The organism is Pseudomonas syringae, from assembly GCF_002157375.1.
GTDB classification, from domain to species: domain Bacteria; phylum Pseudomonadota; class Gammaproteobacteria; order Pseudomonadales; family Pseudomonadaceae; genus Aquipseudomonas; species Aquipseudomonas syringae_T.
The window spans coordinates 18,270-44,683 of the sequence record NZ_MTSA01000024.1 but is presented as its reverse complement, the minus strand read 5'-3'; the positions used below and the strand labels follow the sequence as shown (position 1 = coordinate 44,683).

Here is a 26,414-nt window from a genome sequence, read left to right as displayed (position 1 = left end):
GTCCGGGGTAGGGCTTCCTTGTGAGCGCATCGGTGCTCGAACAGAGAGTGATGCTCTGATATTCTTTCTAACCTATGCATCAACGTCTGACGTCAGGAGCAAATTAGTGGAAAGTGAAGAGCTCTATATTTCTGTAGATATCGAGGCCTCTGGGCCGATACCCGGTGAGTTTAGTATGCTCTCTTTAGGGGCCTGTGTTGTGGGGCGGGCACAGGATGCGATCTATTTGGAGATAAAGCCGGATAGCCCAAAGCATGACCCCGAATCCCTAGGTGTAACGGGATTCGATCTTGGTGAATTAGCTAAAACAGGCCTTACGCCATTCGAGGCGATGAAGAAGCTTGCTGAGTGGGTTTCGCAGGTCAACGTAAACGGCCAAAAAGCGATTTTTGTAGGGCTGAACGCACCCTTTGATTGGTCGTTTGTGAATTTCTACTTTCACAAATACTTAGGCGAAAATCCTTTTGGCTTTGCAGCTCTTGACATGAAAGCTTTCTATATGGGGGCTTTCAACCTTCAGTGGAGGCAAACTAAATCTTCGCACATGGCGCAACAATTGCAGCCACGAGGCTCTGCCACCCACAATGCGCTGGATGACGCCCGCTATCAGGCGGAGCTATTCGACTTAATGCTCCGCCGTAGGGCCGCTCAGGGATAATCAACGTCGCTTATCGTCGCTTATCGTTGCTTCGAGGCATGCCCCGTTTCTGAATGACCAGGCCTTGATACCGCTAGGTTCGGTTGACTGGCCAACGATAACAGCAATCGGGTGTGGCAGCTCATTGGAATAGCGCCTCGCGAATTTTGAGAAGCTAGTTACGTCTGTCGGAGAGATTACAGGGACGGTTTGCGGGTGAGTGTGCCAATAGCCCACAAGTCGAAGTCCTTTGGCATTCGCCGACTCAATCTCCCGTTGGCAGCGTTCGCCGTCGAGCTCCAACCATATCCTTCCTGCTCTATCTCTTGGGTGGGGAGGTGTGGCCAACGTCATGATCAGTCCATTCGGGTTGGAAAGATCGACGAACAATTGCCCCCCTCGCTCAGAGCGCCACAAGCCTTGTCGGTGCTGATTAAAGACATGAGCAACGCTTTGGGACACAGGCAAACAGCTGTTAATTTCAGGCCAACACCAGCTCCATGCAATTGCAGTCATGCCTCCACACCTTCAGGCGTCGGCCATTCTCGCTCTAGGACAATATGTTGGACCCCATTTTCCAGTTTTGGGCCTTTATAGATGCCTCCGCGATCGGCTGCATCATGTGGCCTATAGATCGTCGTAACCCATGTCTGCTCATTGAGTTGTGCGGTCAAGGATCTCAACGCCGTTTGCGCTACCATGGACGAGACGTTCGCCATACCTGAAGCGCCTCCGGGGATGAAGCTTTGGCCACAGGCCGGGATAGAGATGACGCCGTGACCTTTTGGCCATTCGGTATATTTAAAGTTGAAGTTACCACTGTCATCGAAGAGGTCGCGTCCATCAGATTCGCCCGCTGGAGCCAGCAAGGCATGGCCAATGAGGGTGTGCGGTTCACTCCAGGCCTGCAGTAAACCCCATCGAGTGCCGGTGGATTTCCTACGCCATAACGCAACCTCGGATGACCAGTCGGCAGTAGTAACGATGACCACATCGGAATTTTCGAACAATCCTGGCTTCGAGATAAGCAGCATTTCCGCGAAGTCTACATAGGGGGTGGCTTTAACGGTCGGTAGATCGCGAGTGATTTTTTCGGCAAGCGCAATGGCTTTATATTTCCCTAAATCATCGGCGCCGAGTACATGGCGCCCTAAGTTGGCAGACTCGAGGACATCTGGGTCGATCAGAATAATCTCGCCGATACCTGACCTTGCCAGCTGTTGGGCTACGGTGCTGCCAAGCGATCCAACGCCAACCATGACGACGCGAGCCTTTTCCAAGTTTACGGCAGCGCCGCTAAGATCTCGTGACAGAATGTCATTCCGGTCAAGAATGTTAATGATGGCACTGCGTACGAGAGCGGGAACATGATTTGGCTGATTCTTTCCCGACCATCGACGTGCCGATCGGAAGCCATACCAACGGCCGTGGTCTGGTTGTTTGCTGTAGGAGCGAACGTCTAGGCAATAAACCGGGGAGCCGTCTGGGCCTGGCAGCTCAAATACGATCCAGCGATTTGCCAAGGATCCATGGCCTGCGAACCAGTCCAGAAACTTTCTGCAGTCGTCTGGATTGAGATGTGGCGTCAACCATTCAATTAAACGATCGGCGTCAGGGATGCGCACGCTAGGGAATGTCTGCAGCTTTAGGTAGAAACCAGGTATCGCAGGTGACCTAATTTTTACGTTAAGTCCGGCGATGCGTCTGAAATGGATTCTCAGTGCTTCAATGCTGGTCGCGAGCCATGCAGTGTGATTTCGTCGCGATGGCCGAGGGTCGCTAGTCGCATAAAGCTCTGAGCCTGATATCGGGCGCGCTAAAAGCAACAGATCTTGGGGAGATACGCCAAGCTGAGTGTTCCAGTAGCTGGTGATTTCATTGCGAAACTCGGCATCGCGTATGTCGGGATCTGAACCCTCTATGACGAAATTTAGGATGGTGCTAAAGCGTGAGAGGCTATCCTGCACAACTGTTTCTGGCGTACCGGTAATAGGTTTTTCACGAAACCCATGCAGGCATAGCCCTGATTTCATGGCGTGGGGCCACTCAAGCCAAGGGGAGGGCTCTACATTGAGTTTGAGCGATGCGCGAGGGAAATCGCGCGGAAACGCGATGCGCAATGTTCTAGGTTTGCCGGTGTAATCAGACGGAATAGGGAAAGAAAAACAGACGACTTCGCCGTCCCGAGTTTTTGCGGGAGTTAGAAGGGCGGCAGCTTCCGTTCCCAGAAGCTGGTTGAGCGCGGCAACTCCGCGCTCAACCTCTGGGCTATGAGTTGCATCAACCAAGGCGTTCAACGGGCTTCACACTCGCTTGAGGTTTACTACTGGCTGTAATGCCAGTTAGAGCGGCCAGAGTAACCGAGTTGTGCGTGGTGCCTTCCTTGCGCCCGGGTAGGGTCCAATTCTTTGGAATCTCACGATTGGCTTCGTTGATCAGTTTCTTTCCGATACCAAAGCTTGAATTCATTGCCCGAGCGAAAGCTTCTTCAGATTCATGGGTTTTCAACCCCAGCATCATCGAAACTGTCGCGCTTGCGTGCCAGTTATAAAACGCTTGACGGTACTCCGCACCATCTTTTGGCCGATTCCACTTTTCAGCGAAATTCTCACCTGAATCTTGGGGGTTCAAGACCTGATACTGTCCGAACGCCTGTGAAACGAAGCTCGGCATTTTTTCCACAATCTTGATAATCGCGTCCAGTGGACGGAGCGGCAAGAAATGAGATTCTTGCACCACCTGTAAGTAGGCATGTGTCGCGAGCGTGGTAATTACTGCTGAGATCGGGCGGTGGCTTTCATTTCTTGTTTCAATCGCCCACTCGTCTCGGTGCCGTTTCAGCAGCTTTATCGTCGCACGCAATGGGTCGTTGTCGTCGTAATCTTGGTAGGTTGGAAGTGGATCTTGGGTTGCCGAACCTACGACCAAGTCGCGACTGTCCATCGTAAACGCTTCAAACCCTGCTAACGATTTGAGCACAATATGTTTGTCAGATGCGTCATTAAGCCAGTTGGCGTATGGAATGGGGCTGCTGGGCTTCCAACCCATTTCCCGGTCGGGCACCTCCAGCTTGCCTTCACCCTTGGTTTCACGATTTCCATTTATCGCGCGCGCCGGAGTCACGTCAATGTGAAAGCCTGGATTCTCGTCAGCGTATACGATACGAATGCCACGGCGGAGCGGGACAATTTTCGCTGTGACTCGAGTGCCCTCGCTAAAGCGCTTTTCAATTGCATTCAAAACGGCGGTAGCCTCTGCGCCACCCGCATTGGGTAGCCAGACAATTGCGTCGGCATCAATGGTACCGAGATCTTCAGGCGCATCATCAACAGGGTTGATAGTTGTTTTCAGACGCATCGAGCCTTGTGGGAAAATATGGGCCCCAGCAAGCAATGGATCGGCTGATGCCGAAAGAATTTTTTCCAGCTGGTTGTACCTACCATCGATAGTTTCGTACTGGCTTTTTGTCAGTGAAATGTCGCGAGCGGCACGGAGCAGCAGGTGCTCCCAGCTGAAACGTCTGGTTTGTTCATCTTGAATAGTCATATCAAGCCTCGTCAGAAAGAGCCATTTTTAAGACGTATAGGTCTCGCCTATTACTAACGTGAGTCAGCTTTACAGGCATGCCTATTCTGGTTTCGTATAGCATCAGGACATCTAGCCAAAGCCGTATGGCGAAGGCGTTGCACGAACTTGCTGAGTATTGTTTTTTGCGCTTAAAAGCGATTAGTCGAAATTTCAGTTAGGCTTACATGTCATAGCGATGAAATGACCACGCCGTAGATACTAATTTTTTATAGGGGTTGGTTAAAAATCATTGATTCGTCGCTCATCGCCCTCCAGCTAACTCGGTGGCAAATTTTTGACTTTTTTGAGCGTCAAAATTATTGCAGCCATCAACTCGATCTTTGAACAGGTGTTATCTGAATGAGGGCTTCTGGATCCAATCTAACCACGTTCGTTAGTTAAAGTCAAAGCTGAATTTTGAAAAAAATTAAGGGTTTCTGCTATAACGTTTTTTGAATTGAAACCTTTATTTTACAGTGCGTTAGTAGAACTCTTGAGCACGACTAAATGCGTCGCACTCGATGGGGGTAGAGTAAGGTCACTATGTTCGTGCCCCTCACAGTGCATTGCGCTGGAACGGAAAAAGTACTGCGTGCTTGGTATGTCTTCTGCGGCCTAAGATGGCTTTGTCCTATCCTTTTCCCATGGGCATGATCCTCATAATAGCTGCCATGAACCTCTGGTAGATCATAACGTTCGGCACCTGTTGTCATCGAAGCGTACCTCGGGCTTTACGAGTGCGCAGTGCGCCAGAGCTTGGCCCGATTAACGTGCGATGGGATTGATATGAGAATTCGCAGAATCCGTATTTGTTCGTCGCATGAACAGCAATCCAGAATATTTGGAGGTGATCGCGGAGTCGCCAGCAATGTTTCGCCTAAGGTTGGCTTGGGACCCCTTGCTGCTTAGTGTGCACCTGGAAGCAAGTTTCAGTGGCATCCACTCTAGGCACGCTTTTGTGGCAGGGGGCGACCTTGCCTGCAAGAGTGATAACATTTTTATGGGGGGTGAGACAAACAACTCGTGAAACCTCGATTAAGGCGGAGGCGGGCGGTATTGATTAATTCGGAGTGCGATAAATTTCTCGCTTCTACTGTGTGCGGCCTATCGCTTCGGTCAACATCATGGCTTTATCTTTCCATTTGGGGGAAAGCGCATAGAGCGCAAGTTGGCTGTTGGCTCCGCGCTCTGTTCAGCAAAAAACGTCCGAAGCTTTATACGAAAAAGCCACCTTGGTCCTTGCGGCTCAGGTGGCTTTTTTATTTCATACGCTTATTCGTTGCGGAGATTCGGAGAAATTGAGATTCGTCCGATTCTTGCTGAAAAGCAGGGAGGGAAACGCCTCATGAGTCAAGTTATCGTGACATTGTGTCAGACCTTCGTGACAAATGGGGGCGAGACCATCAATCCCAGCTCAAAGCCCCACCCGTCTGATACTCAATAACCCGCGTCTCAAAGAAGTTCTTCTCTTTCTTCAAGTCCATGATCTCGCTCATCCAAGGGAACGGATTAGTAGTCCCTGGATACTCTTCCTTCAAGCCAATCTGGCTCAGGCGGCGGTTAGCGATGAATTTCAGGTAATCCTCCATCATCGCTGCGTTCATGCCGAGTACGCCGCGGGGCATGGTGTCGCGGGCGTATTCGATTTCGAGCTGGGTGCCTTGCAGGATCATCTGCGTGGCTTCTTCTTTCATTTCGGCATCCCACAGGTGTGGGTTTTCGATTTTGATCTGGTTGATCACGTCGATGCCGAAGTTCAAGTGCATGGACTCGTCGCGCAGGATGTACTGGAACTGCTCGGCGACGCCGGTCATCTTGTTGCGGCGGCCCATGGAGAGGATCTGGGTGAAGCCGCAATAGAAGAAGATGCCCTCCAGTACGCAGTAGTAGGCGATCAGGTTGCGCAGCAGTTCTTTGTCGGTGTCGACGGTGCCGGTTTCGAACTTCGGATCGGAGATCGAACGGGTGTACTTCAGGCCCCAGGCTGCTTTTTTGGCGACCGACGGGATCTCGTGGTACATGTTGAAGATCTCGCCTTCATCCATGGCCAGCGATTCGATGCAGTACTGGTAGGCGTGGGTGTGGATCGCTTCTTCGAAGGCCTGGCGCAGGATGTACTGGCGGCACTCCGGGTTGGTGATCAGGCGGTACACGGCCAGTACGAGGTTGTTGGCAACCAGCGAGTCGGCGGTGGAGAAGAAGCCCAGGTTGCGCATGACGATGCGGCGTTCGTCGTCGGTCAGGCCTTCCGGGTTTTTCCAGAGGGCGATGTCGGCGGTCATGTTGACTTCTTGCGGCATCCAGTGGTTTGCGCAACCGTCCAGGTATTTCTGCCAGGCCCAGTCGTACTTGAAAGGTACGAGCTGGTTGAGGTCGGCGCGGCAGTTGATCATCATCTTTTCGTCAACGGCGACGCGGGCGCTGGCGCCTTCGAGTTCGGCCAGGCCTTCAGCGACGTCCAGTGCGTCCAGCGCTTTCTTGGCGCGGATCAGGGCAGCGGAGTCGGCGGCGGTGACGGCGCGGGCTTCCTGGGCTGCGAGGCCACCGGCGCTGTCGAGGCGGTCCATGTTGGCTTCGTTGGCGTGACCGGCGTTGGTCGCTTTGGCGACTACTTCGCCGTCTTCTTTATCGAATTCGTCCCAGCTCAGCATGGTGTACTGCTCCTGCTTGAGGGTCAGTCGGGTGGACTGACCTGTTGGATCTAGAGGGGGTGTTGCTTGCTTTTAAGGTGTTGCGCGCAAGGAACATGAATTTTTAGCTTTTGAGGCCTTTGGGTGAAGAGGAGGGTGGCAAGGGCATGTGTGTCCTTGCCGACCTCTTCGCGGACAAGTCCGCTCCTACAGGAGTCTACAAGTCAGCATTCGGCTTGTTGGCCTCTTCGCGGACAAGTCCGCTCCTACAGGAGTCTACAAGTCAGCATTCGGCTTGTTGGCCTCTTCGCGGACAAGTCCGCTCCTACAGGAGTCTACAAGTCAGCATTCGGCTTGTTGGCCTCTTTGCGGACAAGTCCGCTCCTACAGGTACAGCGTCAGGCTTGTTGGCCTCTCGCTCCCACAGGGTTGTGTTTTTCCTGTGGGGCGAGGTGGGTTTGCCTTACTGGCAAGCCTCACAATCCGGCTCGTCGATTGCGCACGCCTTTGGCACTGGGGCCGGGCCGGCCGGTGCAGCTTCGGTTGGGCGCGGGGCGGTGATCGCCGAGTCGTCCGGGCCGTGGCCGCCGCTCGATACTGCGTTGAGCTTGCCGGTGTTGACGGTGGACTTCTCGGTGCTGGTCGCGGCCAGGGCACGGAGGTAGTAGGTGGTTTTCAGACCACGGTACCAGGCCATGCGGTAGGTCACGTCCAGCTTCTTGCCCGAGGCGCCAGCGATGTACAGGTTCAGTGACTGAGCCTGGTCGATCCACTTCTGACGACGGCTTGCCGCGTCGACGATCCACTTGGTGTCCACTTCGAAAGCCGTCGCGTAAAGCTCCTTGAGCTCCTGCGGGATGCGCTCGATCTGTTGCACCGAACCGTCGTAGTACTTCAGGTCGTTGATCATGACCGAGTCCCACAGGTCGCGGGCCTTGAGGTCGCGAACCAGGTACGGGTTGATCACGGTGAATTCGCCGGACAGGTTCGATTTCACGTAAAGGTTCTGATAGGTCGGTTCGATCGACTGCGACACGCCAGTGATGTTGGCAATGGTGGCGGTCGGTGCGATGGCCATGATGTTCGAGTTGCGGATACCTTTCTGCACGCGGGCACGAACCGGCGCCCAGTCCAGGGTTTCCTTCAGGTCGACGCTGATGTACTTCTCGCCACGCTGCTCGATCAGGATCTGCTGCGAATCCAGCGGCAGGATGCCCTTGGACCACAGTGAACCCTGGAACGTCTCGTAGGCACCGCGCTCGTCGGCCAGGTCGCAAGACGCCTGGATCGCGTAGTAGCTGACCGCTTCCATCGACGTGTCGGCGAACTGCACGGCAGCATCCGAACCGTACGGGATGTGTTGCAGGTACAGCGCGTCCTGGAAGCCCATGATGCCCAGGCCGACCGGACGGTGGCGCAGGTTGGAGTTCTTGGCCTGCGGCACGGAGTAGTAGTTGATGTCGATGACGTTATCGAGCATGCGAACGGCGACGTCGACGGTGCGCTTGAGCTTGTCGGTGTCCAGTTTGCCGTTGACGATGTGGTTCGGCAGGTTGATCGAGCCCAGGTTGCAGACCGCGATCTCGTCCTTGTTGGTGTTCAGGGTGATCTCGGTACACAGGTTCGAGCTGTGAACCACGCCCACGTGCTGCTGCGGGCTGCGCAGGTTGCACGGGTCTTTGAAGGTCAGCCAAGGGTGGCCGGTTTCGAACAGCATCGAGAGCATCTTGCGCCACAGATCCTTGGCCTGGATGGTCTTGAACAATTTCACCTTGCCCGGGTATTCGGTCAGCGCTTCGTAGTACTCGTAACGCTCCTGGAAGGCTTTGCCGGTCAGGTCGTGCAGGTCCGGCACTTCGGAGGGCGAGAACAGGGTCCACGGGCCGTCGTCGAAGACGCGCTTCATGAACAGGTCAGGGATCCAGTTGGCGGTGTTCATGTCGTGGGTACGACGACGATCATCACCGGTGTTCTTGCGCAGCTCGATGAACTCTTCGATGTCCATGTGCCAGGTTTCCAGGTAGGCACAGACAGCGCCCTTGCGCTGGCCGCCCTGGTTGACCGCAACGGCGGTGTCGTTGACCACTTTCAGGAACGGCACGACGCCTTGCGATTTGCCGTTGGTGCCCTTGATGTACGAGCCCAGCGCGCGAACCGGCGTCCAGTCGTTGCCCAGACCGCCTGCGAATTTGGACAGCATGGCGTTGTCGTGGATGGCGTGGTAGATGCCCGACAGGTCATCCGGCACGGTGGTCAGGTAGCAACTGGACAGCTGTGGACGCAAGGTGCCGGCGTTGAACAGTGTCGGGGTCGACGACATGTAGTCGAACGACGACAGCAGGTTGTAGAACTCGATGGCACGGTCTTCACGGGCTTTCTCTTCGATCGCCAGGCCCATGGCCACGCGCATGAAGAAGATCTGCGGCAGTTCGAAACGCACGCCATCCTTGTGGATGAAGTAACGGTCGTACAGGGTTTGCAGGCCCAGGTAAGTGAACTGCTGATCACGCTCGTGGTTGATCGCCTTGCCGAGTTTTTCGAGGTCGAATTCGGCCAGCACAGGGTTGAGCAGTTCGAACTTGATGCCGGTGGCGACGTAGGCAGGCAGCGCCTTGGCGTACAGGTCGGCCATTTCGTGATGGGTGGCGCTGTCGGCGACACCGAGGAAACCCAGGCCTTCGGCGCGCAGGGTGTCCATCAGCAGGCGGGCGGTGACGAACGAGTAGTTCGGCTCGCGCTCGACCAGGGTACGCGCGGTCATCACCAGTGCGGTGTTGACGTCTTTCAGCGCGACGCCGTCGTAAAGGTTTTTCAGGGTTTCGGTCTGGATCAGGTTGGCGTCGACTTCAGCCAGGCCTTCACACGCTTCGGTCACGATGGTGTTCAGACGACCCATGTCCAGCGGCGCGAAGCTGCCGTCGGCGCGGGTGATGCGGATCGACGGGTGAGCCTGGACCTGCTCTTCGGGCGCACGAACGGCACGCTCCTTGGCGCGGGAATCACGGTAGATGACGTAGTCGCGCGCCACTTTCTGCTCGCCGGCGCGCATCAGTGCCAGTTCGACCTGATCCTGGATTTCTTCGATGTGGATGGTGCCGCCCGAAGGCATGCGACGCTTGAACGTGGCGCTGACCTGCTCGGTCAGGCGTGCAACGGTGTCGTGGATGCGCGACGAGGCGGCAGCATTGCCGCCCTCAACTGCAAGAAACGCCTTGGTGATGGCAACGGTGATCTTGTCATCCGTGTAAGGGACGACAGTGCCGTTACGCTTGATCACGCGCAGTTGACCGGGAGCGGTGGCAGACAGGTCCTGTGGGGTCTGGCTTGTCTGCGGCGCGCCGGTCGGCGAGTTCTCGCGAGTTGTGTCTGTTTGCATGTGTGACTCCACGTTCCTTTAAGTTTGTTCGGGCATTGCTGCCCACCGTTTCGTTTCGAGCAGCCAGTCGCAAAAGGGCGACCCAAAGGCTCCAAAACGAAGGCGGAAGCGGAATCTGTCACCGCTTCCAGGTTTTGAAGCCAAAAAGGACCGGGCCAAGCCCGATCCTTTGAAATTCTGTTGAAGAATGCGTGTTCGATGTTGCAAACCGTGTACGGCGTGGCTCTGGTACGAGCGCACGCGTTCTGGTTACTGAAAACGGCCTCAATTTCAACCCCGCAAACGCAAGAAAAGTGCTTGAACTTGTCGATTGAGTTGTGCTGGGTTTCTGAATGAAAACCCTACATGTAGGGTGTCCCTCGTCGTCGGGCTACAAGATAATGCGTTTTGGACATGAATTGCAACGCACGGCCTGTGGATAAAGTGTGTGTAGTTTGTGTATGAATCGCACACCATGCGTGTAGGCCGCATAACTACTGGATCGTGACCGTTTGTCACCGTTTTTTGTCGGCACTGGCGACGCGTTGCAGATTTTTGAGGGCGCGAACCCTATCACAAAAAAACGCATGAAAAGGGCCATCTGGCATGTCATGTGCTAAGCGGTGTGGTCCCGCTGCCACTTGCTACACTCGGTGGCGAACAGGCTGCGACCTGACGTCGCAGCCCTGCTTTATCAGGCGCCGCAGCCGTGGGTTTCAAAAACAACAAAGGAGTTTCTTTTGCAGCCACACACCTCGCACGTGCTTATTGTCGAAGATGACCAGCGACTGGCCGAACTGACCAGCGATTACCTGCAGAACCACGGCCTGAGCGTGGCCATAGAAGGCAATGGCGCGCTGGCGGCGGCGCGGATCATCGATGAACAGCCTGACCTGGTGATCCTCGACCTGATGCTGCCCGGTGAAGACGGCTTCAGCATCTGCCGCACCGTGCGCGACCGATACGACGGGCCGATCCTGATGCTCACCGCCCGCACCGACGACACCGATCAGATTCAGGGGCTGGACACCGGCGCCGATGATTTCGTCTGCAAACCGGTCCACCCCCGTGTGCTGCTGGCGCGCATCAACGCCTTACTGCGCCGCAGCGAAGCGCCGCAAGTGCCCGCTGCCGAGCTGCGCCGTCTGGTGTTCGGGCCGCTGGTGGTGGACAACGCGCTGCGTGAGGCCTGGCTGCGCGAACAGAGCATCGAGCTGACCGGCGCCGAGTTCGATCTGCTGTGGCTGTTGGTGGCCAACGCCGGTCGTACATTGTCCCGCGAAGAAATCTTCACCGCACTGCGCGGCGTGGGTTACGACGGGCAGGATCGCTCCATTGACGTGCGCATTTCACGTATCCGGCCGAAGATCGGCGACGATCCCATTCACCCGCGTCTGATCAAGACCGTGCGCAGCAAGGGCTATCTGTTTGTGCCTGAAGCGGCGCAGGACATGAGCGGCCACGTGTTCAGCGGCTGACCTGATGAACTCGATCTTTCTGCGCATATACGGCGGCATGCTCGGCGTGTTGGTGCTGGTCGCGCTGCTCGGCGTACTGGCCCTGCATGTGCTCAACCAGGCGCGCGGCGAGCAGTACCGCGAGCGTCTGGCCCACGGCACGTTTACCGTAATGGCCGACAACCTGGTTCCGCTCAACGGCATCGAGCGCCGCCGCGCCCTGGCGGTCTGGGAGCGTTTGCTGGGGATTCCCTTGAGCCTGCAAAGCATCGAGCAGGCGCAACTGGACAGCGGCGCGCGCGGTCGGCTGGCCCGTGGGCAAGTGGTGGTCGAGCAGATCGGCCCGCACGCCGCCAAGGTCTACCGTCAATTGAGTGACAAGGAGCCGCTGCTGTTGACCGGCGAAGTGCAGCAGATCACCGAGCAATTGGCGCGGGCGACGATTTACCTGTTGATCGACGAACTGGTGCGGTTTCCGGTCGATGAGCAACCGGCACGCCTGCAGGCCCTGCGCATCGACAAGGGGTTCGGTTTCGACCTGCACCTGCTGGCGCTGGATCAGGCCGACCTGGACGATGACCAGCGGCGTCGCGTTTATGAAGGCGACACGGTGATGGCGCTGGGCAAGGGTGGCGATTCCATCCGCGTGCTGGCCGGGATTGTCGACACCAACTGGGTGCTGGAAATCGGCCCGCTGTATCAGATGAATCCTTATCCGCTGCACTGGTTGCTGCTGATCGCCTTGCTGGGGCTGTGTTTCATCGGTCTTGTGGTGTATCTGCTGGTGCGGCGTCTTGAGCGTCGCGTGCTGGAACTGGAAGCCGCCGCCACGCTGATCGCGCAAGGCAGCCTGCAAACCCGTGTGCCCACCGAGGGTTCCGATTCGGTGGGGCGCGTGGCGGCAGCGTTCAACAGCATGGCCGAGAACCTGCAGCGCTCGCTGATGATCCAGCGCGAACTGGTGCGGGCGGTGTCTCATGAGCTGCGCACGCCAGTGGCGCGTCTGCGTTTCGGGCTGGAGATGGTCAGCGATGCCACCACGCCAGAGGCGCGGCTCAAGTACATGCGTGGCATGGACAGCGATATTCAGGACCTCGACAAGCTGGTGGACGAAATGCTCACCTACGCGCGCCTGGAGCAAGGCGCGCCGACCCTGAATTTTCAACGGGTTGATCTGGAAGCGCTGATCGATCAGGTCATCGCCGAACTGGCGCCATTGCGCGCTGATGTGCGGGTCACACGGGGCGACTGCCTGACGCCTGAAGAGGGCCAGCCGGCCTGGGTCGAGGCCGAGCCGCGCTATCTGCATCGGGCGGTGCAGAACCTGGTCAGCAATGCGATGCGCCATGCCGAGAACGAAGTGCGCATCAGCTATCGACTGGGCTTGCAGCAGTGTCGCATTGACGTGGAGGACGACGGCCCCGGCGTTCCTGAAGAGGCGTGGGAGCAGATATTCACGCCGTTCATGCGCATTGATGACAGCCGCACCCGAGCGTCGGGCGGGCATGGGCTGGGGCTGTCGATTGTGCGGCGGATCATCAACTGGCACGAGGGCCGTGCGTTGGTGGGTAACAGCGTCAGTCTGGGCGGTGCGTGTTTCAGCCTGTCCTGGCCGCGTACGCAGGTGCCGCGTTGAGTTCGGCCCTGTTCAGCGGGGCGCTTGCGCGTTTTGGCCGCACACTGCTCGCGTCAGATGATCCGCGCCCGGTGGTGGCGTTGCCTGATCTGCTGCGGGCTGAGCGGCTCGATCAACTGCTGCTGAGGGTGTACGGGCCGGCATTGATGCCCAGCCAGTTGCCGGTGCTGGTCTCGCAATGGGCCAAGTTCTATTTCATGCAACTGATTCCGCCAGTGCTGGTTGCCAGCCTGGTGCATGGCCGGCACTGGCCGCTGTCGCTTGATCAGGTGGGTGTGGCGCTGGACGAGCGCGGGGTGCCGGGCGGCGTCAGGCTGAGGGGGCAAGGCGAGGTTTCGGCCGCCACGTCTCAACTGTATGCCGGCTTTATTGACGATCATCTGCAGCCTTTCATTGCGGCGTTGAGTGCCTATGGCGGACTGCCGGGCGCGGTGTTGTGGAGCAGCGCCGGGGATTATCTGGAAGGCTGTCTTGCCGAGTTGGCCACGTGCAGCGACGTGTCCCTGGCGGCAGGGCTGGCGCTGTTGAACGAAAGAAAAAGGCCGGACGGGCAGGGCAATCCGTTGTTCCAGGCGGTGTGTTATGTGCCGCAGCCGGACGGCGCCCCACCGCGTCGGCAGCGGCGTGTGTGCTGCCTGAGCCATCGGGTCGAGTGGGTCGGACGCTGCGAACATTGCCCGCTGCCTGGTTGATCAGCTTTCGACGGCGATCAGGCTCAACAGGTGATCGCCCGTCACGCTGAACTGGCCTTCCAGTTCCTTGCCCGCATGCCATTCGCTGGACAGGTCGATCAACAAGCGCAGACGAGCGCTGCCATCGGCGGACCATTCCAGCAGTTGCGCGTCCTCAAAGTAAAAGCGCTTTTGCACGATGGGGTAGAGCGCCTTGAACAATGCTTCCTTGATCGAAAAAGTCAGGGTGACGCGCAACGCCACTTGATCTTGCGGGCCTGCTGCCATGTCGGCCAGCTCGGCAGCGGTCAGGATTTCCCCGGCCAGTCGCGAGGCACGGTCGTGGCTCATCAGGTTTTCCGTGTCCAGCCCCAACCCACGCCACTGCCGCGAGTGGGCAACCACGGCAGCGGCCCAACCGGTGCTGTGGGTGATAGAACCACAGACATCGCCGGGCCAGACCGGCGCACGGTCTTCACCGAGGGTGGGGATGTGCAGGCGACCATCCAGCTGGCGCATGGCTTCCCGTGCGCAGAGCCTGCCCGCGAGAAACTCGGCCTGGCGCTTGGCAACCGAGCGCTGAATGCTCGCCGGAGTCCCTACCGCGCAGCGCTGAAAGTCGCCCTCGGCCAGCTTGAGCGGATCAAAATACCCACTGACCAGCACCGCCCCAGGCACGGCGTGCGGCAGCGGCCAGTGCTGGACAAGTTCAGGGCAGCAGATGGGGAGATCGGGTCGTTGAGTCATGGACGGCATTTTGCCGGGGGATTGGAGCGGAGGGAAGAGCGCATTCCCACGCTGGAGCGTGCGGAACGAGAATCGCAACTATCGTGCGGCGCTCCGCGTCGTACGCCTTTCCGGACGCTCCGCGTCCTCTTGGCGACGCAGAGCGTCGAGAACTGCATTCCCACGCTGGAGCGTAGGGAACGATGATCTCAACTATCTTAACTATCGTGCGACGCTCTGCGTCGCATGCCTTTCCGGACGCTCTGCGTCCTCTTGGCGAATAAAAACAGGTCACACTTTCATCGTTTCCAGCGCACTCGATCAGGATGTAGCCTTCAGGCTTCTGACGATTCAAGGATGAACTCATGGGCCGAAGCAGGTACACCATCACAGAACCTGAAAAACCTCATTTTCTGACGTGTACGGTAGTGGAGTGGTTGCCGCTTTTTACTCGGCCTGCTCTGGTGGACATTCTGTTGAGCGCATGGCGTTATCAGCAGGCTCATCAAGGACTACGACTTTACGGGTACGTTGTTCTGGAAAATCATCTGCACTTCGTAGCTCAGGCGCCTGAGCTGGACAAGTGTGTGAACAGCTTCAAGTCCTTCACCGCCAGACAGATAGTTGATCACCTCGAAAAAATGAGCGCTGAGAGCACGTTGGAGCGTCTGCGGTTCGTCAAGCGCTTGCACAAGAGTGACAGGGTTTATCAAGTCTGGCAGGAGGGGGCTCATGCCGAGCTTGTGTGGAATGAAAAGGTTATGCGGCAGAAGCTCGATTACATTCACCATAACCCGGTAAAGAGAGGTTATGTGGATGTAGGTGAGCATTGGAGATACTCCAGCGCTCGTGATTATGAGGGACAGCGCGGTTTGATCGATATTCAGCGCTGGTATTGACGCATTGTTGCGACGCAGAGCGTCGGGAACTGCATTCCCACGCTGGAGCGTGCGGAACGATGATCAACTATCGTGCGTCGCTCTGCGTCGCATGCCTTTCCGGACGCTCCGCGTCCTCTTGACGACGCAGAGCGTCGAGAACTGCATTCCCACGCTGGAGCGTAGGGAACGATGATCAACTATCGTGCGACGCTCTGCGTCGTATGCCTTTCCGGACGTTCTGCGTCCCCTTTGCGACGCAGAGCGTCGGGAACTGCATTCCCACGCTGGAGCATAGGGAACGATGATCAACTATCGTGCGGCGCTCTGCGTCGCATGCCTTTCTGGACGCTCTGCGTCCTCCCAGTTTCGGGCGGACGCGGAGTGTCAGCTATCGCTCAACCAAATATCTTCTTGAAAAACTCTTTCATGTCCGCCCAGGAACTCTCATCGGCAGCCTTGTCGTAGCCGATGTCCGGGCCGCCGTGTTCGCCGTGGCTGAGGCGGTCGGCGTCGGGGTTGGTGAAGCCGTGTTTGGCGCCTTCGATGCTGACGAATTTATAGTCGGCCTTGGCGTCGTCCATTTCCTTCTTGAACGCGGCAACGTTTTCCGGGGTGACCATGCTGTCCTTGGCGCCATGCTCGACCAGCATCGGCACTTTGATGCCCGGTTTGGCCGGGGTGTTGGTGACCAGTGCGCCGTGGAAGCTGACCACGCCCAGCAGCGGTTCGCCGCGACGGGCGGCGTCCAGCACGATCTTGCCGCCGAAGCAGTAGCCGATGGCGGCGATTTTGGCCGGGTCGGTCTGTGGCTGCTGCTTCAACTGCTCGAGGCCTGCGTCAAAGCGCTTGTCGGCAGCATCGCTGTCCTTGAGTGCAGCCTGCATGAACGCCATCGCGTCTTTCGGGTGCTCGGTGTTCTTGCCCTCGCCGTACATGTCGATGGCCATTGCGCTGTAACCCAATGCCGCCAGGTCACGGGCGCGGCGCTTGGCGTAGTCGTTCAGCCCCCACCATTCGTGAACCACCAGAATCCCCGGACGCTGGCCTTTCACGGCGTCGTCGTAGGCGTAATACCCCACCAGTTTTGTCCCGTCGGCACTTTTGTAATCAATCTGCTCGGTCTTGATCGCGGCTTGGGCGAACCCGGCCAGGCCCATCATGATCATTGCAATCCACAAACGCATGTTCAGCTCCTTCTCGGGTGTGTGCAGCATGAACGCCCAACGATAGCCGATTCTGCCGTACGTGGCGCGCACGACTGTTCAGCGCCGGTTCAAGCAGTGTTCAGTCGGGGTTCAGCCCGGCGCGATTACTGTTGAGCCCTACCTTGACGGCGTCCCCGAGCGCAAAAGGAGTCGATATGTTGAACCTCAACAAGTTTTTCCTGGCCCTGGCTTTTCTGGGGGGCAGTGCAGCGGCGCAGGCTGGCGATGCCAGACTTGATGTTGCGCGTATCGAATTCGGCAAGACCAGCGAGCGCCTGGATGATGTCAACAGCTGGGGGCGCTCGCTTGGAGAGCCGGCCCACGCCAACGTGTCGGTGGGGACACTCTATTCATCGCCGGTTTACGGCAACCTGACAGGGACTCACAATGGCGTGCCTGTCAGCCGCGAAATCCTGCTGGGCAGCTATGATGTGACACAGCACGTGCCCGTCAGCGCCCACCTGTTGAGTACTGAGGCGACGATGTCGTTTCATTCTTTGTCTTGAGGCTGTGATTGTGCCTGGGAGAGCTGCATGAAGTTGTTGGTAGTTGAGGATGAAGCGCTGCTGCGTCACCACCTGAGAACCCGTCTGACCGAAGCGGGGCATGTGGTGGAAGCGGTGGCCAACGCCGAAGAAGCGTTGTATCAGGTTGCGCAATTCAATCATGACCTGGCTGTGATCGACCTGGGGCTGCCGGGGATCGGCGGGCTGGACCTGATTCGTCAGTTGCGCGCACTGGGCAAGGCGTTTCCGATTCTGATCCTGACCGCACGCGGCAACTGGCAGGACAAGGTCGAAGGGCTGGCTGCCGGGGCTGACGACTACGTGGTCAAACCCTTCCAGTTCGAAGAGCTTGAGGCGCGCCTCAATGCCCTGCTGCGGCGCTCCAGCGGGTTCATTCAGTCGACGATCACGGCTGGCCCGCTGTTGCTCGCAAGCATGCAGCGCTGGCCGAGCAGCCGTTGGCGTTGACCGCCTACGAATACCGCATCCTCGAATACCTCATGCTCCATCATCAGCAAGTGGTGCCCAAAGAGCGCTTGATGGAACAGCTCTATCCTGATGACGACGAGCGCGATCCGAACGTGATCGAAGTGCTGGTCGGTCGTCTGCGCCGCAAGCTGGATAGCAGCGTGGCCTTCAAACCCATCGAAACCGTGCGTGGCATGGGCTACCTGTTCAATGAGCGCTGTACGTGATTCGTTCGCTTCGCCTGCGCCTGATGCTGGGTGCCGCCACGTTAGCGGTGATCTTCATGTTGCTGATGCTGCCTGCTTTGCAGGGCGCGTTCAGCCTGGCGTTACGCGGGGCAATCGAGCAGCGGCTGGCGTCCGATGTCACCACCATGATTTCCGCCGCACGGGTCGAAGACGGCCACCTGATGATGCCGTCGGTGTTGCCCGGCGAACAATTCAATCTGCCCGGCAGCCGCTTGCTGGGCTACATCTATAACCGCCAGGGGCAGATGGTCTGGCGTTCGCTGTCCACCGAAGGCGAAGACATCGATTACCACCCCAGTTATGACGGGCAGGGCAGCGAGTTCACCAAGGTCAAGGAAATCAATGGCGAGGAATACTTCGTCTACGATGTCGAAATTCGCCTGCTTGGCGGCCGTAACGCGGCCTTCAGCATCGTCGCGGTTCAGCCGCTGCGCGGTTATCAGGAAACCATCGACGGCTTGCGGCGCAAGCTTTATCTGGGCTTCGGCGCGGCGTTGGTGGTCCTGCTCGGGTTGCTGTGGATGGGCCTGACCTGGGGGCTGCGTGCCTTACGCGGCTTGAGTCAGGAGCTGGATCAGGTCGAATCGGGCGTGCGCGACAGCCTGAGCGAAGAGCATCCCAGCGAACTGTTGCGCCTGACCGACTCCCTCAACCGCCTGCTGCGCAGCGAGCGTGAGCAGCGCATTCGTTACCGCGACTCCCTCGACGATCTGGCCCACAGCCTGAAAACACCGCTGGCGGTGTTGCAGGGCGTCAGTGAAAACATCGCCAAGCGGCCCGAAGACGTGGAACAGGCTCGGGTTCTGCAATCGCAGATCGAACGCATGAGCCAGCAGATCGGCTATCAACTGCAACGTGCCAGCCTGCGCAAGAGCGGTCTGGTACGGCATAACGTCATGCTGCGGCCAGTGGTCGAAAGCCTGTGCAACACGCTGGACAAGGTCTATCGCGACAAACAGGTCCATGCCACCCTCGACCTGCCGGAACATTGCCAGGTGCATATGGAAGAGGGCGCACTGCTGGAGATGCTGGGCAACCTGCTGGAAAACGCTTACCGGCTGTGCCTGAGCGAAGTGCGTGTGAGCTTCAGGCACTCTGCGACCGGTGATGAACTCTGCATCGAAGACGACGGCCCCGGCGTCCCGCAAAGCCAGCGCGCGCGCATCCTTGAACGCGGCGAACGACTGGACCGCCAGAACCCCGGGCAAGGCATTGGCCTGGCGGTGGTCAAGGACATCATCGAAAGCTACGGCGCACAACTGACCCTGGGGGATTCGCCGCTGGGCGGGGCGGCGTTCAGGATTCATTTTCTGGCGCAGTGAAGATCAGCGTGCAGCGTCGGAACGAGAATCAGGCCGTCGCGCTGTGCTGTGCGCTTGAGACAGGGTGGCGGGTGTCCGGATTTGCTTCCCTCAAGATCGCCGAAAGGCGGATACCCGCCACTGTTTCTGCTATTTACCCTCCATACGGCGGAAAACCGCCACCTCATCTCTCCTGTTCCGTCTATCGTTACCCGTATGCGCCTTGCTTGACGGGGCTTTGATGGCATTTTGACGGCATGGCACGGCTATTGCTATTCAGAGGGTAGATGTCTGCCTTGCGCAGCTCGACAAAACAAATCCCTCCAGTGCAGGAGGGTTAGCGCTTTATAGGCTCGCGTGCATCAGGTAACGATGCCGACGATGCCCTTGAGGAAAACTGCAATGACGACTCGTCAGCCCATCTACAAGTCCCTCTATTTTCAGGTAATCGTAGCGATTGTCATCGGTATCCTGATCGGCCACTTCTACCCTGACACCGGCAAGGCCCTCAAGCCGCTGGGTGACGGGTTCATCAAGCTGATCAAGATGGTCATCGCTCCGATCATCTTCTGTACCGTTGTCAGCGGTATCGCCGGCATGCAGAACATGAAGTCGGTCGGCAAGACCGGCGGTTATGCGCTGCTGTACTTCGAGATCGTTTCGACCATCGCCCTGCTGATCGGTCTGATCGTCGTGAACGTGGTTCAGCCGGGTGCCGGCATGAACATCGACGTCAGCACGCTAGACGCTTCGAAGATCGCGGCTTACGTGACGGCCGGTAAAGACCAGAGCATCGTCGGCTTTATCCTCAACGTCATTCCGAACACCATCGTCGGCGCGTTTGCCAATGGCGATATCCTGCAAGTCCTGATGTTCTCGGTGATCTTCGGTTTCGCCCTGCATCGCCTGGGTGCCTACGGCAAGCCGGTGCTGGACTTCATCGATCGCTTCGCCCACGTGATGTTCAACATCATCAACATGATCATGAAGCTGGCGCCTATCGGTGCGTTCGGTGCCATGGCCTTCACCATCGGCGCCTATGGGGTTAGCTCGCTGGTGCAGCTGGGTCAGTTGATGATCTGCTTCTACATCACTTGCGTGCTGTTTGTGGTGCTGGTGCTGGGTGCAATCTGCCGCGCTCACGGTTTCAGCGTCTTCAAGCTGGTTCGCTACATCCGTGAAGAGCTGCTGATCGTCTTGGGTACTTCCTCGTCGGAATCGGCCCTGCCGCGCATGCTGATCAAGATGGAACGTCTGGGTGCCCAGAAGTCCGTCGTAGGTCTGGTCATCCCGACCGGCTACTCGTTCAACCTGGACGGTACGTCGATCTACCTGACCATGGCTGCGGTGTTCATCGCTCAGGCGACCAACACGCACATGGACATCACTCACCAGATCACTCTGTTGCTGGTGTTGCTGCTGTCGTCCAAAGGTGCTGCCGGCGTGACCGGTAGCGGCTTCATCGTACTGGCCGCGACCCTGTCGGCTGTTGGCCACCTGCCGGTTGCCGGTCTGGCGCTGATTCTGGGTATCGACCGCTTCATGTCCGAAGCCCGCGCCCTGACCAACCTGGTGGGTAACGCTGTTGCGACCGTCGTGGTTGCCAAGTGGGTCGGCGAGCTGGACACCGACAAGCTGCAATCCGAACTGGCTTCCGGTGGCAGCGCCATCCTGGAAACCCGCCCTGAAGACGACCTCGGCGTTGCCGAAGGCCCGACTCCGGCTGCTGCGGTGAATACCACCAAAACGGTCTGATTAGCCCTCAGGCATGAAAAAACCCATCTTCGGATGGGTTTTTTTATGCCTGCTGATTGCCGGTGGGCTATTCGGTACGCGTCTCGCCGCTGAACACCAGTGGTTCACGGCAACGGCGACACAGGTAGCGGCGCCCCTTGCGCACCATGCTGTGGCGCTGGGCCGAGAACGGGAAGTCGCTGTCCGGGCACGGGCAACGGTAAATGTAGCGGATCACGCTACGGCGCTTGATTGCGTAGGTATGGCAGCGGTTCGGCGGCAGCTCATAGACGCCGCGCATGATCAATTGCCACTCTTCACCGTGCGGCTGGATGCTGCCACCGAACAGTTGATGAGCGATCAGGTGCGCGACTTCGTGCGGCACGGTCTGGCGCAGGAAGTCCTCGGCGTTTTCCGTGTAGAGCTGTGGATTGAAACGTAGCAGGTTTTCATGCAGGTGCGCGACGCCTGCTTTTTGGCCGCGCAGTTGAAAACTGACGACCGGGCGTTTGAAGGTTCGCTTGAAAAACGCTTCGGCCTGCTGATAACAGGTTTCGACGCGGGCATTGAGTTGTTCGGGCATGCTTTGAGGTTCTCCAGTGCGCCAAGTATGCCGCAATGTGGCTACGCTCTGAAAATGCTGACTGCCCGATGGTCATTTCTGATCCGGCGTTGTGGCCAGCCTGAACGGCATGAGCGCAGCCTGTTTAACGATGCGTCGGTTATGCGTAAAATGTCCGGCTTTTCTCACGCCACCGTTAGCGGATACCTCTCATCAATGGGCACCCTTTCAGTCAATCAGAACAAACTGCAGAAACGTCTGCGTCGGCTGGCCGGCGAGGCGGTTGCCGACTTCAACATGATCGAAGAGGGTGACAAGGTCATGGTCTGCCTGTCCGGTGGCAAGGACAGCTACACCCTGCTCGACGTATTGCTGCACCTGCAGAAAGTGGCACCGATCAGGTTCGACCTTGTTGCGGTCAACATGGACCAGAAGCAGCCGGGCTTTCCCGAGCATGTGCTGCCTGCTTACCTGAAGGCACTGGGCGTCGAGTACCACATTGTCGAGAAAGACACGTATTCGGTGGTCAAGGAGCTGATTCCGGAAGGCAAGACCACCTGCTCGCTGTGTTCGCGCCTGCGTCGCGGCACGCTGTACACCTTCGCCGACGAAATCGGTGCGACCAAAATGGCGCTGGGGCATCATCGCGACGATATCGTCGAGACGTTTTTTCTCAACATGTTTTTCAATGGCTCGCTCAAGGCCATGCCGCCCAAGCTGCGTGCCGATGACGGTCGCAACGTGGTGATTCGCCCGTTGGCCTACTGTCACGAGAAGGACATTCAGGCTTATTCGGATTTCAAGCAGTTCCCGATCATCCCGTGCAACCTCTGCGGCTCGCAGGAAAACCTGCAACGCCAGGTGGTCAAGGACATGCTGATCGACTGGGAGCGCAAGACGCCGGGTCGTACCGACAGCATCTTCCGCGCCTTGCAGAACGTGCAACCGTCACAGTTGGCCGACCGCAACCTGTTCGACTTCACCAGCCTGCGCATCGACGAAACCGCTGCGTCGCGGTTCGTCAATGTGGTCAATATCTGATCGCGATCAGTGGTTGACGGTGAAGGACAGCATCGCTGAAAGCTGGCACATGGGCCTGCCGCTTTCGGCGTGCCATTGGTTGAACACGTCCTGCACGATGGCCTGATCGCGTTTGCTGGTCGGCACGCGGTCGACAATGTCCTGCGCATTCAAGGCGGCGACCACGTCCCAGGTCGGGATAAACGTGTCCTTGCCCACCATGCGCAGAAAACGCGGCGATGACAGGCCGCCCATCTGGTTGCCGTGTTTGGCGAGGTATTGCCACAGGCCGGTGATGTTATCGACAGGCCATTCAGCGATGAATTTGCCGAAACTGCCGTGTTCCTGTTCGATGTCCAGAATCAGTTGCGCATTGCGCGGCACGCTTTTGAGCTTGCCCAAATGGCGAATGATGCGCGCGTCCTGCATCAGCCGCTCCAGATGGTCGGCCCCCATCAGCACGACTTTCTCAGGGTCGAAGCGGAAAAAGACTTCCTCGAACGCTGGCCACTTGGAGTCCACCAGGCTGTGTTTCAGGCCGGCACGAAACACCCGCAGGGCCATGGTCGACAGGTAGCGGTCGGCGCTGATGGCGTGCAGTTGTTTCGGGGTCTTGGGCGTGGGCAGGTGAGCTTCCAGTGCTTTGGCGGAACCGAATCGATTCAGGCAATACTCGTTCAGCCATTTGTAGTCGTGCATCGGTTCTCCAGAGAATTAAACAGGCAGGTCAAGGGCTCAGACCCGCCCTTGCGCTGCAAGTTTGCGATTTAACGGAATGCCTTGAACACGCTGCGCCGATTCAATGGCGCGGCGTGTCCAGTTGCAATGCCGTTTTCGCCAGGCGCTGGCCAAGGGCGCGACACAAATCGGTTTCGTGACGGTCCAGTGGGCGTTTGCCATCCGCACCGGCGTGGTGGCTGGCGCCGTATGGCGTGCCGCCGCCCGTGGTTTCGATCAATGCCGCTTCGCTGTAGGGCAGGCCCATGATCAACATGCCGTGGTGCAGCAACGGCAACAGCATCGACATCAGCGTGGTTTCCTGGCCGCCGTGCAGGCTGGCGGTGGAGGTGAACACGCCGCCAGGTTTACCGACCAGTGCGCCGGTCAGCCACAGGTTGCTGGTGCCGTCCAGAAAGTATTTCAGCGGCGCGGCCATGTTGCCGAAGCGGGTCGGGCTGCCCAGTGCCAGGCCGGAGCAGTTCTTCAGGTCGTCGAGGCTTGCATACAGCGCGCCGTTTTCCGGGATGTCCGGCGCGGTCGCTTCACAGTCGGCAGAAATGGCGGGTACGGTGCGCAGTCGCGCTTCCATGCCGCCCAGTTCGACACCCCGGGCGATCTGCCGGGCCATTTCGCTGGTGGAGCCGTTGCGGCTGTAATACAGAACCAGAATGTAAGGTGTGCTCACGGCAGCAGCTCCAGAATGTTCTCGGGTGGACGGCCAATCACGGCCTTGTCGCCTGCGACCAGAATCGGACGCTCGATCAGTTTGGGGTGGGCAGCCATGGCGGCAATCAGGTGCTCGTCGCTCAGGCTCGGGTCGGCCAGATTGAGTTGCTTGTAATCCTCTTCACCGGTGCGCAGCAGTTGCCGGGCACTGATGCCCAGCTTGCCGAGCAGGTCACGCAAAGTGGCGGCGTCGGGCGGGGTTTCCAGATACAGAACGACGTCCGGGCTCAGGTCACGCGCCTGAAGCAGTTCCAGCGCGCCGCGGGATTTGGTGCAGCGCGGGTTGTGATACAGCGTCAGATCGGTCATTTGCAGGTCGCATCTTGTATGGGGTGGGGCGTATTCTACCCAGTGATGACGCTGTTCGACATATCGGATGGCCAATAGTCGTGGCTTGGGTATAAGAAAGCCTGCTATCAGTCACGCAGGCGGAACGAGGCGAGGAAGGACATAAATGGCAATGCGATTGACAGCGGCGGTGATACTTTTCGGCAGTCTGCTGCTCAGCGGCTGTGGCGTGGACCTGGGCACCGACCAGAACGGTGAAAAGGTCGCCAGCGAGCGTATAAAAGGCCACTGGCTGGTGGTGAACTATTGGGCCGAATGGTGTGGCCCGTGCCGTACCGAGGTTCCGGAATTCAATGCGCTGTCCGAGCAGCTCAAGGACAAGCAGGTGACAGTGCTGGGCGTCAACTTCGACAACTTGCAAGGCGATGAACTGAAAAACGCCGCGAACGCGCTGGGTATCAAGTTCACCGTGCTGGCTCAGGACCCGGCTGAACAATACAGCCTGCCGCCTTCCGAAGCGCTGCCGGTGACTTACATCATTGATGACAAAGGCAAGATGCGCGAGCAACTGCTGGGTGAGCAATCGGCGGCGACCGTGATTCAGAAGCTCAAGGCGCTGCGCGGGGAGGGCTGAGCAGAGACGCCATTAGTTGAGATCATTGCTCACTGTGCTCCAGCACGGGGATGCAAATTGCCACGCTCCGCGCCCGATCTTGACTACGCGGTGTGACGTAGAGCTGTGATGCATAGCGTCACGAACTGCAGTGCTTTTTAACCGCAATGGCACTGACGACGCAGAGTGCGACGTAAGTGACGGCTGAGTCCTGGCGCTGATCCGGGGGTAGCCTGGCAGGACGCCAGGCTAGCCGCACCGGGCCATGGATGGCCCGTTGCGGCGACCCCCGGATCAGTGACAGGGCGAAGGAACCCGACGAAGTCGGGCCGGAAACGGAGCCAGGGGCTTTGGTTACTTTGGCCCCATCAAAGTAACTCGCCGAGGGGCGAAAAGGTGCCTTGAGTCGAACCTCAATCTATCTGAAATCGCAGAACCCTTGTGTGACGCTAAGCGCCACAAAGAGGACGCAGAGCGTCCAGAACTGCATGCCCACGCGGAGCGTCGGCACGATAATCAAAAGCTGACCTGAGTCGAACCCCAACTCACCTGATTTCGCAGAACCGCTGTGTGACGCGGAGCGTTGGAACGATAGTCATCTCAAGACCGCAAGCCTCAGCTATCTTCGAGCCAGAAGCGCAGCGGCTTGCCTTGCGCAGGCCACAGGCGCAGTTGCTCGATGGGTGAAATGTCCCAACGTTGCACGCTGCTGATGGCTTTGATGAAACGCTGTTCCTGCTCCATCAAGGCCGGGGCGCACATCTTGCGGGTCTTGCCCACTGCGCCGAAGCTGATGGTGTGATCGTTCAGGGTGTAAGGCGCAAACCAATGATTGCAGCCGGCATTGCCATAGGCGCGGCCATCGGCCCCCAAGGTCATGGTCAAACGGCTGTTATCGATCAGCGGGCGTTCGCCGATCCATTCCATCACGTAACTGTGATCCTGATGAATCGGCAACGGGTCAGCGGTGCAGCCGGCCAGCAGCGCGCCGCCGATCAGGCTCAAGAGCGCAAACTGTTTCATGCCGCCTTCTCCTGGCACTTCTTGCAAACGTGTTTTTCTCCCTCGGTTTTCCAGCCCAGCTCCGCGATGCGTGCGGCGGCAGCGGGTTTCTGCGCCTTGACGCCCAGCTTGCTCTCTACCATGAACTCGAAATTCAGCTCGGCGTTGCAGCTGTCGCAGTGGACTTGCCACTGGTGGATCGCCAGCTCATCAAATACCGGGCCTTTGGCCACTGCAATCCATTGGCCTGGCGGGTTGATCAAGTGCCGGACTTTCTCGACGGTCAGGCGCATGTGCAGGCTTTTGCTGCCCTTGATGGTCACCAGCAACTGGTCATTGTCATGCAGCGAGCCGCCGTTGCCAGTGACCTGGTAACGGCCGGGCGCCAAGGTGCGGCATTCGGTCAGGGTGTGCTGCGGGTTGAGCATGCTGTAGCGAAAATCGTGTTCGGCCATGGATCC

At 58.1% G+C, this 26,414-nt stretch carries 23 protein-coding genes and 1 pseudogene; 11 read left to right on the top strand and 13 right to left on the bottom strand.

The features are described 5' to 3' along the window. The first annotated feature begins 106 nt into the window (after positions 1-106). Complete coding sequence (locus BW686_RS23825; RefSeq protein ID WP_084920093.1) at positions 107-658, top strand: 3'-5' exonuclease; 552 nt, start codon at positions 107-109, stop codon at positions 656-658. Here the strand turns inward: BW686_RS23825 and BW686_RS23820 are convergent, their stop codons facing one another. The 5 genes from BW686_RS23820 to BW686_RS23795 all read right to left on the bottom strand — a co-directional run bounded on the left by BW686_RS23820 (position 659) and on the right by BW686_RS23795 (position 10,210). Then, a complete protein-coding gene (locus tag BW686_RS23820; RefSeq protein WP_084920090.1) occupies positions 659-1,153 on the bottom strand; it encodes a Mov34/MPN/PAD-1 family protein in 495 nt (164 codons plus the stop codon). It lies immediately after the preceding gene. Continuing rightward, positions 1,150-2,934, bottom strand: a complete 1,785-nt coding sequence (locus BW686_RS23815) for a ThiF family adenylyltransferase (RefSeq protein WP_084920088.1) — start codon at positions 2,932-2,934, stop codon at positions 1,150-1,152. The genes BW686_RS23820 and BW686_RS23815 overlap by 4 nt, the downstream gene beginning before the upstream one ends. Then, the gene (locus BW686_RS23810) at positions 2,918-4,183 is read right to left on the bottom strand and encodes a nucleotidyltransferase domain-containing protein (protein ID WP_084920085.1); all 1,266 of its coding nucleotides are present in this window, start codon (positions 4,181-4,183) and stop codon (positions 2,918-2,920) included. The genes BW686_RS23815 and BW686_RS23810 overlap by 17 nt, the downstream gene beginning before the upstream one ends. Before the next feature lie 1,424 nt (positions 4,184-5,607). Further along, positions 5,608-6,855: a ribonucleotide-diphosphate reductase subunit beta gene (locus BW686_RS23800; RefSeq protein ID WP_003393710.1), complete on the bottom strand. Its 1,248-nt coding sequence runs from the start codon at positions 6,853-6,855 to the stop codon at positions 5,608-5,610. Positions 6,856-7,297: 442 nt separating this feature from the next. Next, a complete protein-coding gene (locus tag BW686_RS23795) occupies positions 7,298-10,210 on the bottom strand; it encodes a ribonucleoside-diphosphate reductase subunit alpha (protein WP_084920080.1) in 2,913 nt (970 codons plus the stop codon). A 719-nt stretch (positions 10,211-10,929) separates the two neighbouring features. Between BW686_RS23795 and BW686_RS23790 the strand changes: the two genes are divergently transcribed. Genes BW686_RS23790 through fhuF form a run of 3 tightly spaced genes read left to right on the top strand, consistent with a single transcriptional unit; the run spans position 10,930 to position 13,974 of the window. Then, a complete protein-coding gene (locus BW686_RS23790) occupies positions 10,930-11,667 on the top strand; it encodes a response regulator (RefSeq protein WP_084920078.1) in 738 nt (245 codons plus the stop codon). Between the two features lie 4 nt (positions 11,668-11,671). After that, the gene (locus tag BW686_RS23785) at positions 11,672-13,282 is read left to right on the top strand and encodes an ATP-binding protein (RefSeq protein ID WP_084920076.1); all 1,611 of its coding nucleotides are present in this window, start codon (positions 11,672-11,674) and stop codon (positions 13,280-13,282) included. Continuing rightward, positions 13,240-13,974, top strand: a complete 735-nt coding sequence (fhuF, locus tag BW686_RS23780; protein WP_084920074.1) for a siderophore-iron reductase FhuF — start codon at positions 13,240-13,242, stop codon at positions 13,972-13,974. Before BW686_RS23785 ends, fhuF begins: the two co-directional genes overlap by 43 nt. Here fhuF and BW686_RS23775 read toward each other — a convergent pair whose 3' ends face one another. Next, positions 13,975-14,700 carry a 4'-phosphopantetheinyl transferase family protein gene (locus BW686_RS23775; protein WP_218775760.1) on the bottom strand — a complete coding sequence of 242 codons (726 nt, stop codon included), beginning with the start codon at positions 14,698-14,700 and terminating at the stop codon, positions 13,975-13,977. A gap of 344 nt (positions 14,701-15,044) precedes the next feature. Between BW686_RS23775 and BW686_RS26945 the strand changes: the two genes are divergently transcribed. Beyond that, a complete protein-coding gene (locus BW686_RS26945) occupies positions 15,045-15,578 on the top strand; it encodes an REP-associated tyrosine transposase (RefSeq protein ID WP_084920071.1) in 534 nt (177 codons plus the stop codon). Positions 15,579-15,955: 377 nt separating this feature from the next. Here BW686_RS26945 and BW686_RS23760 read toward each other — a convergent pair whose 3' ends face one another. Beyond that, positions 15,956-16,744, bottom strand: coding sequence for a dienelactone hydrolase family protein (locus BW686_RS23760; protein ID WP_084920069.1), 789 nt, complete (start codon positions 16,742-16,744; stop codon positions 15,956-15,958). Positions 16,745-16,920: 176 nt separating this feature from the next. Here BW686_RS23760 and BW686_RS23755 point away from each other — a divergent pair, with 176 nt between their 5' ends. The 4 genes and pseudogenes from BW686_RS23755 (at position 16,921) to BW686_RS23740 (ending at position 21,043) form a co-directional block, all read left to right on the top strand. Next, positions 16,921-17,271 carry a hypothetical protein gene (locus tag BW686_RS23755; protein ID WP_084920066.1) on the top strand — a complete coding sequence of 117 codons (351 nt, stop codon included), beginning with the start codon at positions 16,921-16,923 and terminating at the stop codon, positions 17,269-17,271. A gap of 27 nt (positions 17,272-17,298) precedes the next feature. Beyond that, positions 17,299-17,966, top strand: a pseudogene (locus BW686_RS23750) (response regulator). Then, positions 17,963-19,309: an ATP-binding protein gene (locus BW686_RS23745; RefSeq protein ID WP_084920064.1), complete on the top strand. Its 1,347-nt coding sequence runs from the start codon at positions 17,963-17,965 to the stop codon at positions 19,307-19,309. The pseudogene BW686_RS23750 and the gene BW686_RS23745 overlap by 4 nt, the downstream one beginning before the upstream one ends. Positions 19,310-19,690: 381 nt before the next feature. Then, positions 19,691-21,043 carry a dicarboxylate/amino acid:cation symporter gene (locus tag BW686_RS23740; protein WP_084920062.1) on the top strand — a complete coding sequence of 451 codons (1,353 nt, stop codon included), beginning with the start codon at positions 19,691-19,693 and terminating at the stop codon, positions 21,041-21,043. 67 nt (positions 21,044-21,110) lie between these two features. Here the strand turns inward: BW686_RS23740 and BW686_RS23735 are convergent, their stop codons facing one another. Continuing rightward, positions 21,111-21,605: a SprT family zinc-dependent metalloprotease gene (locus BW686_RS23735; protein ID WP_084920061.1), complete on the bottom strand. Its 495-nt coding sequence runs from the start codon at positions 21,603-21,605 to the stop codon at positions 21,111-21,113. 195 nt (positions 21,606-21,800) lie between these two features. On the opposite strand from BW686_RS23735, the gene ttcA reads away from it, so the two are divergent. Further along, entirely contained in the window at positions 21,801-22,625 is an 825-nt protein-coding gene (gene ttcA / locus BW686_RS23730; RefSeq protein WP_084920059.1) for a tRNA 2-thiocytidine(32) synthetase TtcA, read from the top strand. 6 nt (positions 22,626-22,631) lie between these two features. On the opposite strand, the gene BW686_RS23725 is transcribed toward ttcA, so the two are convergent. From BW686_RS23725 to arsC, 3 genes are all read right to left on the bottom strand, one after another. After that, positions 22,632-23,303: a DNA-3-methyladenine glycosylase I gene (locus BW686_RS23725; RefSeq protein ID WP_084920056.1), complete on the bottom strand. Its 672-nt coding sequence runs from the start codon at positions 23,301-23,303 to the stop codon at positions 22,632-22,634. A 100-nt stretch (positions 23,304-23,403) separates the two neighbouring features. Beyond that, the gene (wrbA, locus tag BW686_RS23720) at positions 23,404-24,009 is read right to left on the bottom strand and encodes an NAD(P)H:quinone oxidoreductase (protein WP_084920054.1); all 606 of its coding nucleotides are present in this window, start codon (positions 24,007-24,009) and stop codon (positions 23,404-23,406) included. Then, positions 24,006-24,359, bottom strand: coding sequence for an arsenate reductase (glutaredoxin) (gene arsC / locus BW686_RS23715; protein WP_084920052.1), 354 nt, complete (start codon positions 24,357-24,359; stop codon positions 24,006-24,008). The genes wrbA and arsC overlap by 4 nt, the downstream gene beginning before the upstream one ends. Positions 24,360-24,504: 145 nt before the next feature. On the opposite strand from arsC, the gene BW686_RS23710 reads away from it, so the two are divergent. Further along, positions 24,505-24,972: a TlpA disulfide reductase family protein gene (locus BW686_RS23710; protein WP_084920049.1), complete on the top strand. Its 468-nt coding sequence runs from the start codon at positions 24,505-24,507 to the stop codon at positions 24,970-24,972. A gap of 594 nt (positions 24,973-25,566) precedes the next feature. On the opposite strand, the gene BW686_RS23700 is transcribed toward BW686_RS23710, so the two are convergent. Both BW686_RS23700 and BW686_RS23695 read right to left on the bottom strand, forming a co-directional pair. Then, positions 25,567-25,974 carry an META domain-containing protein gene (locus tag BW686_RS23700; RefSeq protein ID WP_084920043.1) on the bottom strand — a complete coding sequence of 136 codons (408 nt, stop codon included), beginning with the start codon at positions 25,972-25,974 and terminating at the stop codon, positions 25,567-25,569. After that, on the bottom strand, positions 25,971-26,408 hold the full coding sequence (locus tag BW686_RS23695; protein WP_084920040.1) for a hypothetical protein: 438 nt from the start codon (positions 26,406-26,408) through the stop codon (positions 25,971-25,973). Before BW686_RS23695 ends, BW686_RS23700 begins: the two co-directional genes overlap by 4 nt. Positions 26,409-26,414 lie beyond the last annotated feature (6 nt).